Consider the following 17,806-nt stretch of genomic DNA (forward strand, 5'->3'; position numbering starts at 1 on the left):
GGAAAGCGGACATGTCCAAGTCAGCATTGAAGGTCATGACGATCGCAGCGACGGGATCGGGCCGTGGACGCATCCGCCGTTCCGCCCCGATCCTGGCGGTCGCCCTTGCGGCGTCACTCACCGGCTGCGCCAACTTCCATCGCGATAGCATAACGGTGGGAGCGATTCCGGACGATTACCGCACTAATCATCCGATCGTCATTGCCGAGAAGAACCAGAAGATCGACCTTCCGGTCGGCGCGGGCGATCGCGGCATGACCGGTGCCCAGCGCGACACGCTGCTCGGCTTCCTCGACGGTTACGACAAGAGTGCCGCCCCATCGCTTACCATCGCGATCCCGAGAGGCGCCGCCAACGAAGTGGCGGCGCTGGTGGCGGGGCGCGATTTCGCCCGGCTGGCCGTTGCCGCCGGCGTCAGGCGCGATCGGATCGTGATGACCTCCTATCAGTCGGCGGTGCCGGAAGCCTCGGCCCCGGTCCGAGTCGCCTTTGTCGCCGTGAGAGCCCAGAGCGACAGATGCGGGCGCTGGCCGGAGGATCTGCTGCAGACCTCGGAAAACAGGCATTACGCGGATTTCGGCTGCTCCTATCAGAACAACCTCGCAGCGCAGATGGCCAATCCCAACGATCTGCTGGGGCCGCGCAAGCAGGCCGATATCGACGCCGAAAATCGCGGCGCGGTGATYGACCTTTATCGCGCGAGAGGCATTTCGAACGAATTCCTCGGCAATTCCGAAGTGACTTACTGAGGCGTGCAAGGAAAGAGACGACGATKAGCAATCTTGCCTACGACACGTCCGGGGATCCAGGCGATCTCTCGCAGCAGGACATCGCTGCCATGCAGGCGGTGCGCCCGGTGCCGCGCATATCGATCCAGGCCTTCTGCGAGACCGAGGGCGTCGCCAACCCCATCGAGCGCGYCGGCGAGGATCGCCGCATGGCCAAGGCTCATCTCAAGGTCCATATGGGCGGCATCGCCACAGCGATCGAATTCTACCAGTCGGCGCCGACGCCCAATCTGATCCTGCTTGAATCGCGCAGCGAGCCGAAACAGCTGCTCGAGCAGCTCACGCAGCTCGCGGAATATTGCGATCCGTCCTCGAAGGTGGTGGTCATCGGCCACTACAACGATGTCGGCCTCTACCGGGAGCTCATCCGCTCCGGCATCTCCGAATATGTCATCGCGCCGGTCTCGATGACCGATATCGTCAGTGTTGTCTCGTCGATCTTTGTCGATCCCGAGTCCGATCCGATTGGTCGCTCCATCGCCTTCATAGGCGCCAAGGGCGGCGTCGGCTCCTCGACGATCGCGCACAATGTCGCCTGGGCGATGTCGTCATTGTTCAAGTCCGAAGTGGTCGTCGCCGACCTCGATCTCGCCTTCGGCACGGCCAATATCAACTTCGACCAGGACCCGGCGCAAGGCATCGCCGAGGCCGTGTTTTCACCCGAGCGCGTCGACGAGGTCTATCTCGACCGCCTGCTTGCGCAATGCGCCGAGCATCTCTCGCTGCTGGCCGCGCCCTCCACGCTCGAGCGCGTCTATGATTTCGATCCGGACGCGTTCTCGCAGGTCATCGAAACGGCGCAGCGCAGCGCGCCCCTGCTTGTGCTCGACGTCCCTCACGTCTGGAGCGGATGGACCAAGAGCACGCTGATCAAGGCCGATGAGGTCGTCATCACCGCCACGCCGGAGCTCGCCAACCTGCGTAACACCAAGAATATGGTGGACATGCTGAAGCGCCTGCGTCCCAACGATCCGCCGCCGAAGCTTGTCATCAACCAGGCAGGGGTGCCGAAACGGCCGGAGATCGGGGCTTCGGACTTTTCCGAACCGCTCGGCATCACGCCCATGGCGGTGATCAATTTCGAACCGCTGCTGTTCGKCAATGCGGCCAACAACGGCCGCATGYTCGGCGAGATGGACGCCAAGAGCCCGGTCGTGGCCACCATCAACGAAATCGCGCATGTGCTGACCGGGCGCAGCGAAATCAAGGCAAAGAAGAAGGCGGGCCTGGGCTCCATCCTGGGCAAGCTTTCGCGCAGCAAGAAGTGACGCTTATCGAGCGGCATCGGATAGTCGATTATGTTTGGTAGAAGAGGCATCGACGACGGCAACCGGGCAACTCCCGAATTCCGTCCGCCAGCACCCGCTCCGGTTTCGCCCGGCCCCACCGGGACGGTAGCGCCTGAGCGGCCGGCCGCGCCGACGCCCGGTATTCCCGCCGCGCCGCCGCCCCGTCGTGCGGTCGAGGCGCCGCCGATGGCGCCCGAACCGCCAAGGAAGGTCCAGCGCGAGCGCAGCGAGACCTATTACGACACCAAGAGCCAGGTGTTTTCCGCGCTGATCGACACGATCGACCTGTCGCAGCTTGCCAAGCTCGATCCCGAGAGCGCGCGCGAGGAAATCCGCGACATCGTCAACGACATTATCGCGATCAAGAACTTCGCGATGTCGATCGCCGAGCAGGAGGAACTGCTCGAGGACATCTGCAACGACGTTCTGGGCTATGGGCCGCTGGAGCCGCTGCTCGCGCGCGACGACATCGCCGACATCATGGTCAACGGCTCCAAGAACGTCTACATCGAGGTCAACGGCAAGGTCGAACAGACCAGCGTCCGCTTTCGCGACAATCAGCAGCTGCTCAACATCTGCCAGCGCATCGTCAGCCAGGTCGGCCGCCGCGTCGATGAATCGAGCCCGATCTGCGACGCGCGCCTGCCCGACGGCTCGCGCGTCAACGTGATCGCGCCGCCGCTCTCGCTCGACGGCACGGCGCTCACCATCCGCAAGTTCAAGAAGGACAAGCTGACGCTCGACCAGTTGGTCAAGTTCGGCGCCATCTCGCCGCAAGGCGCGGAGATCCTCAAGATCATCGGCCGCGTCCGCTGCAATGTCGTCATCTCGGGCGGTACCGGCTCGGGCAAGACGACGCTGCTCAACTGCCTGACCAACTACATCGATCGCGAGGAACGCGTCATCACCTGCGAGGACTCGGCCGAGCTGCAGCTCCAGCAGCCGCACGTGGTCCGTCTCGAAACCAGGCCGCCCAATCTTGAGGGCGAGGGCGAGGTGACCATGCGCGACCTCGTCAAGAACTGCCTGCGCATGCGGCCGGAGCGGATCATCGTCGGCGAGGTGCGCGGGCCGGAAGTGTTCGATCTTCTGCAGGCGATGAACACCGGCCATGACGGTTCGATGGGCACCATCCACTCCAACAGTCCGCGCGAATGCCTGAACCGTATCGAATCGATGATCGCCATGGGCGGCTACACGCTGCCGCAGAAGACAGTGCGCGAGATCGTCGTCGGCTCGGTCGACGTGATCATCCAGGCGGCTCGCCTGCGCGACGGCTCGCGGCGCATCACCCACATTACCGAGGTGATCGGCATGGAAGGCGACGTCATCATCACCCAGGATATCGTCCTCTACAACATCAAGGGCGAAGACGCGAACGGCCGTCTGATCGGAGAGCACGTCTCCACCGGAATCGGCCGGCCGCATTTTTGGGATCGTGCCCGCTACTACGGCGAGGAGCAGCGTCTCGYCAACGCGCTCGAGGCCATGGAGAAACGCGCTGACTAGAGCAATTCCAGGAAAAGTGCGTAGCGGTTTTCCGTCCGGAATTGCGTAGAAACAAATACTTAGAGCGGGTCAGCGATTCCATAAAAAGCTGAACCGCTCTAGTGCATCTGGAGGTGTAGGGGCCCCGCTCGATGTTCGGAATTGACACCACGGTTCTGGCTTTCGTCGTGCTTGCCGGCCTCAGCGCCGGCGCGATGGCCTATGCTTTCCTGTTCAGGCGCATCGACAACGAAAGACAGGCCGGAAAGCGGCTCGAGACCATCAAGACGGCCGAGACCRACCGGTCGCTGGTGAAGGCTTCCCGCGACAGGGCCGCGGAAGCGATCAGGCGGCGCAAATCCCTCCAGGATTCGCTCAAGCAGCTCGACGAAAAGCAGAAAACCAACGACCGCAACGTCAAGAAGCCGCCGCTCAACGTACAAATTCGCCAGGCCGGCATGACGGTTTCGATCGAGCGCTTCTACATCTATTCGGTGGTCTGCGGCGTCGTGATTACGATCCTCGCATATCTCGCCGGCGCACCCCTGATGGTCCTGCCCGGCGCGCTCCTGGCCGGRGCCCTCGGCCTGCCACGCTGGTTCGTGTCGTTTCAACGTACGCGCCGGGTGAAAGCCTTCCTCGAGGAATTCCCCAATGCCCTCGACATCATCGTGCGCGCGGTCAAGTCCGGCCTGCCGTTGAACGATGCGATCCGCCTGATCGCCAACGAATCGCCCGAGCCCGTCCGGTCCGAGTTCCGCCGCATCGTCGATTCCCAGCAGATGGGCATGTCGATCCCCGACGCCACGCTCCGCATGTCCGAGACCATGCCGTGCTCCGAGGCGGGCTTCTTCGGCATCGTCATCCAGATCCAGTCGCAGGCCGGCGGCAATCTCTCCGAGGCGCTTGGCAACCTTTCGCGCGTGCTGCGCGACCGCAAGAAGATGAAGGCCAAGGTGCAGGYGCTGTCGATGGAAGCGAAGGCATCCGCCGTCATCATTGGCGCCTTGCCATTCGTCGWCGCCTTCCTCGTCTATCTTACTAGCCCGAACTACATCATGCCGCTCTTCACCACGAGCGTCGGCAACCTGATCCTCGGCTGCTCCGGTGTCTGGATGTCCATCGGCATTGTTGTGATGCGCAAGATGATGAATTTCGAAGTGTAGGGACCCGGATCCAATGACAGACCAGGTCGTCAAGACGCTCACCGACCCTTCCTTCCTGATCGCGCTTCTGGTTGGTATCGCGGTTTTTGCGACCATCTTCACGCTCATGCCGGCGCTCGGCGGCAATCAGCTCAAGGCGCGCATGAAAACGGTCGCGCTTGAACGTGACGAATTGCGTGCCAAGCAGCGTGCGCGTCTTGCCAACGAGTCCGACCGTCGCAGCAGGGGCCTGCGCGAGGAGCAGTCGATCGGCATGCGCAACATCGTCGACCGGCTTGATCTGAGGCGCGCGCTTGCCGACGAAGGCACGCTGCAAAAGCTCAAGGTCGCGGGCTTTCGCGGGCAGAATCCGCTGACCCGCTTCCTGTTCTTTCGCCTCGTCCTGCCTTTCGTGGGATTTGCGCTCGCTGCCATCTACGTTTTCGTTCTCGGCGGCCTGCCGCAGCAGCCGGCTTTCATCAAGCTGTTTGTCTGCGTTGTCGTCGCGTATGGCGGCTTCTATGCGCCGATCCTTTATGTCAACAACCGTGCGACCAAGCGCAAACAGTCGATCCAGCTGGCATGGCCGGACGCGCTCGACCTGATGCTGATCTGCGTCGAATCCGGCATGTCGGTGGAAGCGGCGCTTCGCAGGGTGGCCGACGAGATCGGCACGCAATCGGTCGCRCTCGCTGAGGAATTCGTGCTGACCAATGYCGAGCTCTCCTACCTGCAGGACCGCAAGGTGGCCTATGAGAACCTGGCAAGCCGTACGGGCCTGGAAGCGGTGAAGGCGGTATCTCAGGCCCTGGTTCAGGCCGAGCGCTACGGCACGCCGGTCGCGCATGCGCTGCGCGTGCTGGCCTCGGAAAGCCGCGACATGCGCATGAACGCCGCCGAGAAGAAGGCCGCCGCGCTGCCGCCGAAGCTCACCGTGCCGATGATCCTGTTCTTCCTTCCGGTTCTGTTCGCCATCATTCTGGGGCCGGCCGGCATCCAGGTCAGCCAGCGCGGCATCTTCGGCGACCAGCACAGCTCCAGCGAATAAGCCCCTTTGAATCATAAAGGCCGCGCGGCGGATGCTGCGCGGCCCTTATGTTCGATCAGTGGATGCAGCGTCGCGTGCGATCAGTTCGTCGCGACCTTCGCCTTGCCCTTATCCTGATCCTTGAGCTGGCTCCAGGCGTTCTGCTGGGCAAGCATCTGGCGCAGATAGGCGATGTTGGCCTGCGCCTGTTCCTGCGAAAGCTCCTGAGCGGCAATCTTCTCGGCTTCGTCGAAACGGCCCTGCAGGCCGACGACCAGCGCCAGGTTCTGCCGCACGCGGCTGTCGGCGTTCGGCTGCTGCGCGGCCGAGCGCATATAGGTTTCTGCGGTGCGCAGATCCCCCTCCAGCACATAGGACATGCCGAGATTGGAGAGGATCGAAGGTTCGTTCGGCTTGAGATCGAGCGCTTTGCGGTAATCTTGCCGCGCTTCGTCGCGCTGGCCCATCTGGTCGAGAATGGCGGCTTCCGCCGAGACCAGCCTCCAGTCCGGATATTCGGGCGTCTGCGCGCGGCGCACCGCGTCGAGCGCAGGTTCGAACTGGCCGTTGGCGGCGAGCGCCTTGCCATAGGCGGCGAGCACGTCACGGTCCTTGGGATAGGCGATCGCGAGCTTGCGCATCACGGCCAGCGACTGGTCGGGGTYGCCGTCCATCTGCAGCGCCGCTGCAAAATTCATGGCGATGCGCTTGTCGTTCGGATTCCTGGCATAGGATTCCCCAAGCCTGGTCGTGGCGCTGTGCAATTCGCTAACCGACATGGTTTCCAGCGGCCTGTTGTCGGCGCGGGAAATGGAGCCTGTCGTGAACTTGCTGGTGCTGCCGCAGCCCGTCACGCCGGCAGCCAGCGCCACCATCAATGCCGTTGTGACCAGACGCTTGCTTTTGACGTTCGGCGCTTTGATCGGCATCGGCCCCGGTCTCCATTCCTGTGCGGCCGTTGGCTGGCCGTCTTCCCTCCCGCAGAAATATTCTGTTAACCCTAACGGACCGTTAAGAAGCCGACTCGCCGTGCCCGCCCGGAGATCATCGAATGCCCGTCGAACTCGTTGACCAGAAGCCGGAAGCCGCCTTGCCAGTTTATCTGGTGGGAAAGGATGGCCTCGACGGCACGGGTCTTCCGCCTTCCGCCGTCGCCTGGGCAAGAGCGAACGGCTTTTCCGGCGAGGCGGGCCGCACGCTGATCCTGCCGGGCGAAGGCGGCGCTATCGCCGGCGCATTGTTCGGCACCGGGGACGGCGAGAGCCAGCTTGCCGTCGGCGCGCTGGCACGGATGCTGCCCGAAGGCGACTGGTACTTTGCCCAGGATTTGCCCGCGCCTGATCTTGCGGCGCTGTCGCTCATCCTCGGCGGCTACGTCTTTACCCGCTACGGCAAGAAGCCCGGCAAGGCATTGCGCTTCGCGCTGCCGCCGGGGGTTGATGGCGCACATGTCCGCCGCATCGCCGAGGGCGTTTTTCTGGCGCGCGATCTCGTCAACACGCCGACCAGCGACATGGGGCCGGGTGACCTGGAGGAGGCCGTGCGGACATTGGCCGCCACTCATGGCGCCGACGTGTCCGTCATCACGGGCGACGACCTCCTGGAACGGAATTTCCCGATGATCCATGCCGTCGGCCGCGCCTCGACCGGCGCGCCGCGCCTGATCGACATGACATGGGGGCCGAGCGACGCGCCGAAGGTGACGCTGGTCGGCAAGGGCGTCTGCTTCGACACCGGCGGACTCGACATCAAGCCCTCGTCGGGCATGCTCTTGATGAAGAAGGACATGGGTGGCGGCGCCAATGTGCTCGGTCTCGCCTCCATGATCATGGCGGCGAGATTGAAGGTTCGGCTGCGGGTGCTGATCCCGGCGGTGGAAAATTCGATCTCCGGCAACGCCTTCCGGCCGGGCGACGTGCTGCGGAGCCGCAAGGGCATCACCGTCGAGATCGGCAACACCGATGCGGAAGGCAGGCTGGTCCTGGCCGACGCGCTGGCGCTTGCCGACGAGGAGAAGCCGGCCTTGCTGATCGACATGGCGACGCTGACCGGCGCCGCCCGCGTGGCGCTTGGGCCCGACCTGCCGCCCTTCTATACCGGCGACGAGGCTCTCGCGGCCGACCTCGCGGCGGCTTCGCTCGCCGTCGAGGATCCGCTGTGGCGCATGCCCTTGTGGCGTCCCTATGATGCAAAGCTCTCCTCCAAGATCGCCGACATCAACAATGTCACGACGGACGGCTTTGCCGGATCGATCACCGCGGCTCTCTTCCTCAAGCGCTTCGTCGAAAAGACGCCCAGCTGGGCGCATCTCGACATCTTCGCCTGGAACCCGAGCGACCGCCCGCACGGACTTACCGGCGGCGAGGCGCAGGGCATTCGGGCGCTGGAGCAGGTCATCTCGCAGCGCTTCGGCTAAGCAATTCCAGGAAAAGTGCGCAGCGGTTTTCCGTCCGGAACTGCGTAGAAATAAATACTCGGCGAAAAGCCGGCAAAACGCTCTGGACTGAAACGGAAGCGAAACAATTTGCGTTCATGCTTGCGGCATGTCGATCGCGATGCGCCCGAGCCAGGCCTTGCGACTGTGGCAGCAGGTATTGCTGTCGCAGGTGCGCGAAGGCGCGCCTGATCTCACCATGCGCCAGACGGCGATCCTGCTCACCATCTACCTCGACCCGCCGCCACATACGGTGCGCGGGCTGGCCGCCAGGCTCAACGTCACCAAGCCTGTCATCACCCGYGCGCTCGACACGATGGGCGCGCTGAAGTTGGTCTCGCGCCACCGCGACGAGCTCGACAAGCGCAATGTGCTGGTCAGGCGCACGGTAGAAGGCGCGCTCTTTGTCGAGCGCTTCGGCGATGTTATCGTCGCCAGGGCGCAGGAACTGCCCATCTAGAGCATGATCCCGAAATGTGGGAACCGGTTTTCGGATAAGGTAATGCTCCAACAAAGAATTAGATTCTCGATTTGACTGGATTGCCGACTTGACTGCCAGGGATGCCCGCCTCCACGCCTTTCGTTCCGACCTTGCCGATGCCAGGCTCAAAGGAGAGGTCGCCGCCGACCGCTTCGTAGCCGGCCGCCCGGCGCGGATCACGGCCTCCGTTGCCGATCTGCGCAAGGCGCCGCGCCCCGATGCCGGCATCAACACGCAGGCGCTGTTCGGCGACGACGTGCTGGTCTTCGAGGATGCGGAAGGCTGGGCCTGGGTGCAGGCCGAGCGCGACGGCTATGTCGGCTATGTCGCCGACAATGTTCTGGGCCCGCGTRAGCAGGCGCCGACCCACATGGTTTGCGTGCCGCGCACCTTCCTCTATCCTGGGCCGGACCTGCGCTTTCCGGTGAGCGGGCAGTTGTCGATGGGCTCGACGGTCGCGGTAACCGGCTCCGCCGAAACGCGCGGTACCCATTATGCGCTGCTGCCATCGGGCCAGGCGCTGATCGCCCGCCATCTGCGGCCGCTCGCCGAAGTCGCGGATGWCTATGTCGCGGTGGCGGAGAGCTTCCTCGGCACGCCCTATCTATGGGGCGGCGTCTCCGGCTTCGGCATCGATTGTTCCGGCCTCGTGCAATTGGCGATGCGGATGACCGGCAAGAACGTGCTGYGCGATTCCGACATGCAGGCGGCGTCGATCGGCACCCCGCTCGAGCCGGGTTCGGACTTTTCCGGACTGCAGCGCGGCGACCTCGTCTTCTGGAAGGGCCATGTCGCGATCATGACCGACGCGAAGGACATGATCCACGCCAATGGCCACACCATGCTGGTCTCGCGCGAGGGGCTGAAGGAGGCTGTCCAGCRCATCGGCTACCTCTACGGCGGCCCGACCGGGTTCAGGAGGCCGTGATCTTTCCTTCTCCCCGTTCTACGGGGAGAAGGTGCCCGAAGGTCGGATGAGGGGCGGCGCCAACCTCCTGCCGTTGGCGCTGCCCCTCACCTGCCTGCCGGCATCCTCTCCCCGTAAACGGGGCGAGGAAATGCTGTCTTGATCCCCTTTTGTTCCGAATTTTCTTGGCGATTGCTCGCCTTCGCGCTACCTCTGGCGCGTGACAGAGCAGCCGCGCCTTGCCGAACAGAATGCCGCCGTTCTCCTGCCCGAGCCATTCGTCAAATGGTTCGCCGCAAAAGGATGGTCGCCGCGCGTCCATCAGCTTGAGCTGCTGGCGAAGGCRCAAGCCGGACAATCGGTGCTGCTGATCGCGCCGACCGGCGCCGGCAAGACGCTGGCCGGCTTCCTGCCCTCGCTCACCGAACTCGCCAAGCGGCCGCGCCGGAAGCCCGGCGAGGCGCATCGCGGCATCCACACGCTCTACATCTCGCCGCTCAAGGCGCTCGCCGTCGACATCGAGCGCAATCTCGGTAAGCCGGTCGCGGAAATCGGGCTGCCCCTCACCATCGAGACGCGCACGGGCGACACGCCCTCACACAAGCGCCAGCGCCAGAAGCTGGTGCCGCCCGACATTCTCCTTACCACTCCCGAACAGCTCGCTTTGCTGATCGCCTCGAATGACGCGAAGCGCTTSTTCGAGGACCTGCGCTATGTCGTGCTCGACGAACTGCATTCGCTCGTCACTTCGAAGCGCGGGCATCTTTTGGCGCTCGGCCTGGCGCGGCTGCGCGCCTTTGTCCCAGGGCTGCAGACCATAGGTCTGTCAGCAACCGTGGCCGAGCCGGATGAACTGAGGCGCTGGCTGGTCGCGCAAAATCCGCCCAAAAATTCAAAGAACCCAGAGATGGCCGGGCTGATCACGGTCGCCGGCGGCGCAAAGCCCGAAATCTCCATCCTCGACTCGCGCGAGCGCGTGCCGTGGTCCGGCCATTCGGCCCGCTACGCGATCCCCGAGATCTACGAGGCGATTAGAAAGCACCGCACCACGCTTCTCTTCGTCAACACGCGCAGCCAGGCCGAGATGCTGTTCCAGGAGCTGTGGCGGGCGAACGAGGACTCGCTTCCGATCGCGCTGCACCACGGCTCGCTCGATGTCGGCCAGCGCCGCCGCGTCGAGAAGGCGATGGCCGACAATGCGCTGCGCGCCATCGTCGCCACTTCCACGCTCGACCTCGGCATCGACTGGGGCGATGTCGATCTGGTCGTGCATGTCGGCGCGCCGAAGGGGGCCAGCCGCCTGGCGCAGCGCATCGGCCGCGCCAACCACCGCATGGACGAGCCGTCGAAGGCGATCCTGATCCCGGCAAACCGCTTCGAAGTGCTCGAATGCCGCGCGGCGCTCGACGCCAATTATCTGGGCGCGCAGGACACGCCTCCCTTGGTCAAGGGCGCACTCGACGTGCTGTCGCAGCATGTGCTGGGCGTTGCCTGCGGCGGCCCGTTCGACTCCGACCTCCTGTTCGAAGAGGTGCGCAGTGCTGCTCCCTATGCAGCCCTTGAGCGCGAGACTTTCGACCGCGTCATCGACTTCGTCGCCACCGGCGGCTACGCGCTGAAGAACTACGAGCGCTATGCCCGCATCCGCCAGACCAAGGAGGGACGGTGGCGTATCTCGCATCCGAGCGTCGCGCAGCAATACCGGCTGAACGTCGGCACCATCGTCGAGATGCCGGAGCTCAACGTCCGCTACGTCCGGCAGGGGCGGGGCATGGCCGGCCGCGGCGGGCCGGTGCTCGGAAAGATCGAGGAGTATTTCGCCGAAACGCTGCGGCCGGGCGACAACTTCCTGTTCGCCGGCAAGGTGCTGCGCTTCGAAGGCATCCGTGAGAACGAATGCGTTGTCTCCAACGGCGCCGGCGCCAACATCATCGTGCCGTCCTATGCCGGCGGCAAATTCCCTCTGTCCACCTACCTCGCCGAGCAGGTGCGCGGCATGCTGGCCGACAGCGRCCGCTGGCAGGCTTTGCCCGAACAGGTGGCTGACTGGCTGCGCCTGCAGAAGGAGAAGTCGGTCCTGCCGAACCGCGGCGACCTKCTGGTCGAGACCTTTCCGCGCGGCAACCGGCATTACATGGTCGCCTATCCCTTCGAAGGCCGGCTGGCGCACCAGACGCTGGGCATGCTTCTGACCCGCAGGCTGGAGCGCGCCCATGCCAGGCCGCTCGGCTTCGTCGCCACCGATTATTCGCTCGCCGTCTGGGCGCTGGACGACATGGCGGCCTTGTTCAAGGCGAGAAAGCCGTCGCTCGGCCAGCTCTTCGACGAGGACATGCTGGGCGACGATCTCGAAGCCTGGCTGAACGACAGCTGGATGTTGAAGCGCACGTTCCGCACCTGCGCGGTCATCGCCGGGTTGATCGAGAAGCGCTACCCCGGCCAGGAAAAGAGCGGCCGTCAGGTGACGGTCTCGGCCGACCTGATCTACGACGTGCTCCGCAGCCATGAACCGGACCACATCCTGCTGCAGGCTACACGCACGGATGCCTCGGCCGGACTGCTCGATGTCAGCAGACTTGGCGAGATGCTCTCGCGCGTGCGCGGTCGAATCATGCATAAGCATCTCGACCAGATCTCGCCGCTGGCGGTGCCGGTGATGCTGGAGATCGGCAAGGAATCGGTCAATGGCGGCGCCAACGATACGCTGCTGATGGAAGCCGCCGACTTGGTCGAAGAGGCGATGGGTCGCGGATAGCGGTACCGAGAACGGAGAGGGGATGAATTTTTCGCTGTCGCGCGCAACGCTGATCGCCGAGGCCGACCTTATCGGCATCGCCGGCGAGCGCGCGGTCTGCGACCGGCGCGGCGTGCTCTACTTCCCCGATCTGCGGCTGCTGGCGGTCTCCGACCTGCATCTGGAAAAAGGCTCGTCCTTCGCCAGGCGCGGCGCGCTGATCCCGCCCTATGACACAGGCGCCACCTTGCTGCGGCTGCAGGCTGTGATCGCCGACTATCAGCCGCAGATCGTCGTCAGCCTTGGTGACTCCTTCCACGACGGCGGAGGCGCCGGGCGCATGCATGTGAGCTTCCGCGAACGGCTGGAGGCGATGATGGCCGGCCGCGACTGGTTCTGGGTCGCCGGCAACCACGATCCCGAGGCGCCCGCCGACCTGCCGGGCGAGACGGTGAAGGAACTCGCCATCGGCTCGCTGCTCTTTCGTCACGAGCCCTCGAAGCTGCGGGTCGAAGGCGAGATCGCCGGCCATCTCCACCCTTGCGCGCGCATCGTGCAGCGCGGCCGCTCGGTCAGGCGGCGCTGCTTCGCCGGCGATGGCGGCCGCATGATCATGMCGGCCTTCGGGGCGTATACCGGCTCGCTCAATGTGCTCGACCGCGCCTATGCCGGCCTGTTCCGCCTGGAAACGCTGATGGCCTATATGCTCGGCGCCGAGCGCATCTTCGCCATTTCCGGCTCGATGCTGCGTCCGGGCTGAGACTACCTTATCGACCGTAATAGAGCGTGACCGTGTGCTTGGCCTCGGCGAAGAACAGCCAGCGCTCGACCAGCATACCGGCGAGTTGGGAGATCGCTGCGAGCGCCGACGCAATGGCCTTGAAAGGCCACGGTGAGGCAAAGGCGATCGCCAGYAGGACAGCCGGCACAAAGAAGGCCACCACCTGCGTGATTCGCCGCAGCTTCGCGCTGTGCTTGCGTGCGATCCGAAAACCCATTTCCTTGAGCAGGTAGTTTTCTTCCGTGTGCGGCCATTCGATCGAGCGCACGATGCCGTCGGCCAGCCCGGTYGCCGTGTTGGCCGTGGTCGTGAGCTTCAGCCGGTCATTGTAGCGCCAGGTCGCGARCTTCCAGGCCCAGCCGGCAAGCGTGGCAAGYAGCGCGCCGGTCAGCACCGCCGTCGAACCTGCGGCGAAACCCTGCAGCAGGGCGTTGAGCAGCACGCTGCCTGTCATGCCTGCGAAGATAAGATAAGCCGGCAAAGTATAGCGGCTGTGCCATTGGGCGATCGGCTTCAGCGAGGCATAGATCATGCCTGTCGTGCTGACTGTCGTGACCGCGCCGGCCGCCGCCAGCAGGCCGGCGACAGCGACCCAGCCGCCGCTCTTGCCGAGAAGCACCCAGCCGATGCCAAACAGCCCGGCCGGAATGAAGGTCGCGACCGACGCCACCCCTTCGCGCGACAGCCAGGAACTGCGCCATTGCGAGAAGGCGCGCCAGGCCCGCTCGGGCCGGCCGAGATGGCCGGTCGAGGACAACAGGCCGGCGGCGATCAGGCCGAGCGCCAATGTCATGCCGACGAGGCCAAGCCAGAAATCGGCGCGGATATATCCCAGCCCGCCAAGCACGCCGAGCAGCGCCAGAAGGCCGTAGCCGGCGCCGGTGGCTGTGGTGAAGAAGAGAACGGAAAAGGCGGGATGCATGGAGCTAGTTCGACAGCATGCGGTCGATCCAGCCAAGCAAGCCGCCCTCGGCCCGGATCGGCTCCAGCGCCGGCGCGTCCACCTTCGCGGCCCGCCCGCTGCCGGCACGCGGCGGCAGGTATTTGTTGGTCGGCTTATAGCCGAGCTCCGGCATCAGCGCGACGCCGCCGCGCTCCGCCACCAATTGTGAGATCGGCGAGTCCGGATCGCCGAGATCGCCGAAATGCCGGGCGCTGGTCGGGCAGGCGGCGACGCAGGCAGGCACACGGTCCTCCGCTGCCAGATTGTCGTTGTAGATGCGGTCGACACAGAGCGTGCATTTCTTCATCACGCCGACATCGGTGTCGAACTCGCGCGCGCCATAGGGGCAGGCCCAGCTGCACAGCTTGCAGCCGATGCATTTATCCTCGTCGACCAGCACGATGCCGTCGGAAGCGCGTTTGTAGGAAGCTCCGGTCGGGCAGACGGTGACGCAGGCAGGCTGYTCGCAATGCAGGCAGGAGCGCGGGAAGTTCACCGTGCGGCCGCCCATCTCGGTCGTGTGCTCGTATGCGTGCACCCGATTGAACCAGACGCCGTCGGCATGCCCGCCATAGGGATCGAAGTCGGTCAGCGGTGCCATATGGCCGCCGGTGTTCCACTCCTTGCAGGTGGTGACGCAGGCCTGGCAGCCGACGCAGGTATCGAGATCGATGACCAAGCCGAGTTTCTTCTCGGTCCGGGCGGGAAGGCAGGTCATTCGGCGGCTTCCCTCTTGATRCGGAATTCGGCGCCGAAATGAAGCGCATCCGGCGAGGGCTCGAAATTCGGCGGCTGGRCAAAACGTTCGAACTGCGGCTCGGTGAAGCCTGCCTCTTGCCGCGCRCATTTGACGATGCGCACGCGGACGTCGAACCACGCAGCCTGCCCGGTGACGGGATCGGAGTTCGAGTAGCGTTTGCCGTTGGCGTCGGCCGCGGTCCGGTCGCCTATGATGTGGTTGAGCAGGAAGCCGCGACTGGATTCCGCCGCATCATCCTTCRGTCCCCAACTGCCGCGCCTTTTGYCGATCGCGTTCCAGGTCCAGACCGTGTCGGGATTCACGSCGTCGATCAGCTTGATCTGCCCCTTCACACGGCCGTTGATGCTCTCGATCCACACCCAGTCGTCGTCGGCAAGGCCGAGCTTGGCGGCCGTCTGCCGATGCACGAACAGGCGGTTCTGGCTGGTGATCTGCCTGAGCCAYGCATTCTGCGAGCCCCAGGAATGGTACATGTGCATCGGCCGCTGCGTCAGCGCGTGCAGCGGATATTCTTGCAGGTCGACGGTCTCGTCATCGAAGGGCGCGTACCAGAACGGCAGCGGGTCCATATAGGTCTCGATGCGGCCGCGCTCKGCCTCCGGCGGCTGCAGCTTGCCATGGCCGCGTGCGGCGAGCCGAAAGCGCTGCATGGGCTCTGAATAGAGTTGGAAGACGGTTCGTTCGGCTTTCGCGATGAAGCCCATCTCGACCGCGAAGTCGAGATAGGCGCGGTTGCCCATCTTGTAGTAGCGCTGGTCGTCAGCAAAGGCGTGYCGCCAGAAGCCGCCATTGTCGATGTAGCGCTGCAGCTGGTCCGGATTGGCCTCGCCCTTGCCGATCGAGCCGCCGTTCCTGCCACGCCAGCCGGCGAGCGGGCCGATGCCCGGGGTGCGCTCGTGGTTGACGATGTAATMGGCATAGTCGCGATATTTTGCCGAGCCGTCTTCGTTGACGAAGCCTGGCAGGCCGAGCCGCGCGCCGAGCTCGATCAGCACCGACTGGAATGGCCGCACATCGCGATCCGGCTGCACCACGGGATGGCGGATGGCGTCGGCCGGTCCGTCGGCATGGCTGATCGGCCGGTCGAGCAGGCTTATGCAGTCATGCCGCTCGAGATAGGTGGTGTCGGGCAGCACCAGGTCGGCGTAAGGCACCGTCTCCGAATAATAGGCGTCGGAATAGATGATGAAGGGGATCTTGTAGTCGCCCGACGAATCCCGGGCGGTCAGCATGGCGATGGTCTCAACCGTGTTCATGGACGAGTTCCAGGCCATGTTCGACATGTACATCATCAGCGTGTCGATCGGATAAGGATCGCCCGCCCAGGCATTGCGGATGACGCTGTGCATCAGGCCATGCGCGRCCAAAGGCGCCTCCCAGGAATAGGCCTTGTCGATGCGGGTCGGTCGGCCGGCTTCATCGACAAGCAGATCGCCGGGGCCGCAGACAAAGCCGAGGGGCATGCCCTCCAGCGGCGTCATCGGCCGGACATTCTTGCCGGCAGGCTTCAGGCCCGGCGGTGCGCAGCGCGGATAGGGCGGCTTGAAGCGGAAGCCTCCGGGCACGTCCACCGTTCCCAACAGCACCTGCAGCAGATGGATGGCGCGGCAGGTATGAAAACCGTTGGTGTGGGCCGAAATGCCGCGCATGGCATGCATCGAAACCGGCCGCCCCCTGATGGTCTCGTGGCGGCGGCCCGCCCAGTCGGTCCAGGCGACCGGCAGTTCGATCGCCTGCTCGAAGGCGACATGCGCCAGCTCCGCGGCAATGCGGCGGATCGTGTCGGCCCCGACGCCGCAGCGGCTTGCCACCGCATCGGATGAATAGCTGTCGTCCAGGTAGCGGTCGGCGATAAGCTGGAATACCGGAACGCAACGACGGCCGTTCACCGTGTAAGTGCCTGTCAGCACCGGCTTCGCTTCGGGGTCGTTGGCCTTCACGGGTTGCTTCGCTACCCTGTCCCAGGCGAGCTCATTGTCGATATCGTCGCGAACAAACAAGCCGTCATCGGCCGCACCCGGTTCCTGGATTACGAGCACAGCCGCGTTGGTGTAGCGCAGCAGATAGTCGAGATCGACGCGGCCGGCCTTGAGCAGTTCATGGACGAGTGCGAGCACGAACAGCCCGTCCGTGCCCGGACGGATGCCGATCCAGTTGTCGGCGATGGCGTTGTAGCCGGTGCGGCACGGGTTGATCGAAACAATCTTGGCACCGCGCGCCTTGAGCTTGCCGAGCCCGATCTTGATGGGGTTGGAATCATGGTCCTCGGCCACGCCGAACAGCATGAAGTATTTTGTGTTGTCCCAGTCGGGCTCGCCGAACTCCCAGAAGGAGCCGCCGATCGTGTAGAGCCCGCCGGCCGCCATGTTGACCGAGCAGAAGCCGCCATGGGCGGCGAAGTTCGGCGTGCCGAATTGGYTCGCCCACCAGCCGGTCAGCGACTGCGAYTGGTCACGCCCGGTGAAGAAGGCGAGTTTCTTCGGATCGGCACGCCGGACCGCCGACAGCCGTTCGGTGGCGATGGTKAGCGCTTCGTCCCATTCGATCTCGCGGAACTCTCCGGAGCCGCGCGGACCCGTGCGCAACAGCGGCTTCCTCAGTCGCGCCGGACTGTAATGCTGCATGATGCCGGCGCTGCCCTTGCCGCAGATCACRCCGCGGTTCACCGGATGGTCTTTGTTGCCGTTAATGTAGCGCACCTTGCCGTCCTTGATGTGGACGTCGATGCCGCAGCGGCAGGCACACATGTAACAGGTGGTCTTGGCGATGCGGTCGGAAACGACTGGCGAGGTCTCGACGCCGTCGCCCTCGTTGGGCGCTTGGCTGTCGGCCAGCGGCCGCTGCGAGGGTGCGGAATTGGCGCCGCGCGGCGAATCTGGGCTCATGATCCGTTCTTGYCGCTCGCCATCTTGGCTCTCGTCTTCGGGCCCGGCCCGCGCATGTAATGGAGCTCGGGATGGTAGCGCTCGCCGGCCAGCCGCCGCTTCACTCGGCGGCTCCAATGCGCGAAAATTGATTTGAAGCGCCCG

Annotated in this window: 14 protein-coding genes; 10 read left to right on the forward strand and 4 right to left on the reverse strand. The window is 64.5% G+C overall.

The window, feature by feature from the left end; translation table 11 throughout:
• Positions 1 to 11 precede the first annotated feature (11 nt).
• The 5 genes from ORS3428_RS29730 (at position 12) to ORS3428_RS29750 (ending at position 5,758) form a co-directional block, all read left to right on the forward strand.
• Positions 12 to 749 carry a CpaD family pilus assembly protein gene (locus tag ORS3428_RS29730; protein ID WP_071101832.1) on the forward strand — a complete coding sequence of 246 codons (738 nt, stop codon included), beginning with the start codon at positions 12 to 14 and terminating at the stop codon, positions 747 to 749.
• A 23-nt stretch (positions 750 to 772) separates the two neighbouring features.
• The gene (locus ORS3428_RS29735; protein ID WP_443136890.1) at positions 773 to 2,056 is read left to right on the forward strand and encodes an AAA family ATPase; all 1,284 of its coding nucleotides are present in this window, start codon (positions 773 to 775) and stop codon (positions 2,054 to 2,056) included.
• Between the two features lie 30 nt (positions 2,057 to 2,086).
• Positions 2,087 to 3,586 (forward strand): CpaF family protein, encoded by a 1,500-nt coding sequence (locus tag ORS3428_RS29740; RefSeq protein WP_071101833.1) that lies wholly within the window; start codon positions 2,087 to 2,089, stop codon positions 3,584 to 3,586.
• Positions 3,587 to 3,717: 131 nt separating this feature from the next.
• Positions 3,718 to 4,731: a type II secretion system F family protein gene (locus tag ORS3428_RS29745; protein WP_071101834.1), complete on the forward strand. Its 1,014-nt coding sequence runs from the start codon at positions 3,718 to 3,720 to the stop codon at positions 4,729 to 4,731.
• Positions 4,732 to 4,744: 13 nt separating this feature from the next.
• The gene (locus ORS3428_RS29750; protein WP_071101835.1) at positions 4,745 to 5,758 is read left to right on the forward strand and encodes a type II secretion system F family protein; all 1,014 of its coding nucleotides are present in this window, start codon (positions 4,745 to 4,747) and stop codon (positions 5,756 to 5,758) included.
• Positions 5,759 to 5,838: 80 nt separating this feature from the next.
• Here the strand turns inward: ORS3428_RS29750 and ORS3428_RS29755 are convergent, their stop codons facing one another.
• Positions 5,839 to 6,666: a tetratricopeptide repeat protein gene (locus tag ORS3428_RS29755; RefSeq protein WP_071101836.1), complete on the reverse strand. Its 828-nt coding sequence runs from the start codon at positions 6,664 to 6,666 to the stop codon at positions 5,839 to 5,841.
• A gap of 122 nt (positions 6,667 to 6,788) precedes the next feature.
• On the opposite strand from ORS3428_RS29755, the gene ORS3428_RS29760 reads away from it, so the two are divergent.
• The 5 genes from ORS3428_RS29760 to pdeM all read left to right on the forward strand — a co-directional run bounded on the left by ORS3428_RS29760 (position 6,789) and on the right by pdeM (position 13,053).
• On the forward strand, positions 6,789 to 8,153 hold the full coding sequence (locus tag ORS3428_RS29760; RefSeq protein ID WP_071101837.1) for a leucyl aminopeptidase family protein: 1,365 nt from the start codon (positions 6,789 to 6,791) through the stop codon (positions 8,151 to 8,153).
• Positions 8,154 to 8,280: 127 nt separating this feature from the next.
• Positions 8,281 to 8,631 carry a MarR family winged helix-turn-helix transcriptional regulator gene (locus tag ORS3428_RS29765; protein WP_071101838.1) on the forward strand — a complete coding sequence of 117 codons (351 nt, stop codon included), beginning with the start codon at positions 8,281 to 8,283 and terminating at the stop codon, positions 8,629 to 8,631.
• 88 nt (positions 8,632 to 8,719) lie between these two features.
• Entirely contained in the window at positions 8,720 to 9,580 is an 861-nt protein-coding gene (locus ORS3428_RS29770) for a C40 family peptidase (RefSeq protein ID WP_071101839.1), read from the forward strand.
• A 199-nt stretch (positions 9,581 to 9,779) separates the two neighbouring features.
• Complete coding sequence (locus ORS3428_RS29775) at positions 9,780 to 12,314, forward strand: ligase-associated DNA damage response DEXH box helicase (RefSeq protein ID WP_071101840.1); 2,535 nt, start codon at positions 9,780 to 9,782, stop codon at positions 12,312 to 12,314.
• 22 nt (positions 12,315 to 12,336) lie between these two features.
• Positions 12,337 to 13,053 (forward strand): ligase-associated DNA damage response endonuclease PdeM, encoded by a 717-nt coding sequence (gene pdeM, locus ORS3428_RS29780; protein ID WP_071101841.1) that lies wholly within the window; start codon positions 12,337 to 12,339, stop codon positions 13,051 to 13,053.
• 7 nt (positions 13,054 to 13,060) lie between these two features.
• Here the strand turns inward: pdeM and ORS3428_RS29785 are convergent, their stop codons facing one another.
• From ORS3428_RS29785 to ORS3428_RS29795, 3 genes are read right to left on the reverse strand one after another with little or no spacing between them, the layout of a single operon-like run.
• Positions 13,061 to 13,996 carry a dimethyl sulfoxide reductase anchor subunit family protein gene (locus tag ORS3428_RS29785; RefSeq protein ID WP_071101842.1) on the reverse strand — a complete coding sequence of 312 codons (936 nt, stop codon included), beginning with the start codon at positions 13,994 to 13,996 and terminating at the stop codon, positions 13,061 to 13,063.
• Between the two features lie 4 nt (positions 13,997 to 14,000).
• A complete protein-coding gene (locus ORS3428_RS29790) occupies positions 14,001 to 14,735 on the reverse strand; it encodes a 4Fe-4S dicluster domain-containing protein (RefSeq protein WP_071101843.1) in 735 nt (244 codons plus the stop codon).
• Positions 14,732 to 17,662, reverse strand: coding sequence for a molybdopterin oxidoreductase family protein (locus ORS3428_RS29795; protein ID WP_071101844.1), 2,931 nt, complete (start codon positions 17,660 to 17,662; stop codon positions 14,732 to 14,734). The genes ORS3428_RS29790 and ORS3428_RS29795 overlap by 4 nt, the downstream gene beginning before the upstream one ends.
• Positions 17,663 to 17,806: the final 144 nt, after the last annotated feature.

Source organism: Mesorhizobium sp. ORS 3428 (assembly GCF_001854785.1).
In the GTDB taxonomy this organism is placed as follows: Bacteria; Pseudomonadota; Alphaproteobacteria; order Rhizobiales; family Rhizobiaceae; genus Mesorhizobium.